The following is a 1,523-nucleotide window of genomic DNA, read 5'->3' on the forward strand; positions in this document are numbered from 1 at the left end:
ACCGGCGGCCACGCCGGCGCAGCCGCCGCCGGCGTACAGGAGGGCGCTGACGGTCTGTGCAGTGAGACTGCGTCGCGAGGCACCGAGGGCGCGTACGCCGGCGGTGGCGCCGACCACGAAACCGCCGGCGACCATGCTGAGGGCGACGGGGAGTATCAGTGTGGACGCGTGCGGCCAGACGTCGCCCAGGAGGAGCCGCCCGGCCTCGGACGGGAGCAAGAGGCCGACGGCTGCGCCCCAGAGCGCGGCGAACAGCGCGGCGACGGCGCCGATGCCGAGGCAGAACTGGACCAGTCGGCGAGGGGCCTGGGAGAGCACCTGGGCACCCTCAGGGACGGCGACCTGGCTGACGCCCATGAGAATGACGAGGAACGGCCCCATCAGGATCTCCGCGCCGCGCGTGGCACCGACGGCGGTCAGGCTGCCGAGGGCTCCCAGCGCGACGAACCGCAGCTGACGGGCCCCGCCCATGCTGAGGTTCTCGACGAAGTAGCGCGGTCCGAGGTCGCGGTGCGTCACGAGCCACCAACGGACCTCGCGCACCCGGGGTCGGACGCGGCACTGCAGGTAGCCGAAACCCGCAGCGGCCGCGGCGCTGGCGCCGAAGGCGCTCAAGCACCACGTGACGTCGTCGTGCCCTGTCTGCACCAACGTCACCAGGAGAACGACCTGCAGCACCCCCCAGACGGCGTCGTTGACGAGTGCCCGTCGCGGGGTTCCCGAGGCGAAGAACGCGAACCGCCAGGCGTCCTGGAGCATCAGGAAGGGCAGCCAGCAGCCGAGCACGATGAACCCGCCCCCGACGGTGCCGCCGAGGCCGAGTCCGATGCCGACGCAGGCGAGGCCGGCAACGGTGCCCGCAGCCGCTGCGCTGGCGGTCGCCGCACCGATGGCGCGGCTGCGACCAACCTCGGTGCCCACGCTGAAGCGCACGACGAGGGGGTCGGTCGCGATGCCGCGAGTCGCGGTCAGGACGAGCGCGTAGGCGACGTAGACCAACGCGAACGCGCCGAAGCCGGAGGGACTCAAGGCGTGCGCGACGACCACGCCGAGGAGGAGGTTGCTGATGCTGGAGACACCCTGGTCCGCGACACCCCAGCCCAGCCGCGCGACCACGGAGCGAGCGCCGCTCACGGTGGTGGCACCCCCCACGGCGCGAGCCTCCGGGCCGAGCGCTCCACCCCGCGCGGGTTGGCGACGGCGTACCGGTAGATCTCCTCGAGCCGCTCGAGGCTCCGGTCGGGGGTGAACCGGGCCAGGTACGTCGAGAGGGCTGCCTCTCCGAGCGACAGGAACCGGTCCGGCGACTCGTGGACCGCGGCGAGCACGTCGGCGAGCCGGTCGGCCCGGCCCGGGGCGAACAGGACGCCGTCCACGCCGTCCGTGACGAGCTCGACGAACGCCCCGTGCGCAGGCGCGATGGGCGGGATCCCGGCCGCCATCGCCTCGACCGCTACGAGCCCGAAGGCCTCCTCCCACTGGGACGGCACCACCACGGCGACCGCCGAGACGAGCGCCGCCCG

2 protein-coding genes are annotated in these 1,523 nt (G+C 73.7%); both read right to left on the reverse strand.

What is annotated here, in order from left to right:
* A partial coding sequence (locus tag E7Z54_RS20725; RefSeq protein WP_136436635.1) for a hypothetical protein occupies nucleotides 1-1,152 on the reverse strand: 1,152 nt, incomplete at its 3' end.
* The coding region (locus E7Z54_RS20730) for a glycosyltransferase (RefSeq protein ID WP_136436636.1) at nucleotides 1,131-1,523 on the reverse strand (393 nt) is incomplete at its 5' end. The genes E7Z54_RS20730 and E7Z54_RS20725, both read right to left, overlap by 22 nt.

Source organism: Nocardioides sp. (assembly GCF_004803405.1).
Classification (GTDB): domain Bacteria; phylum Actinomycetota; class Actinomycetes; order Propionibacteriales; family Nocardioidaceae; genus Nocardioides; species Nocardioides vastitatis.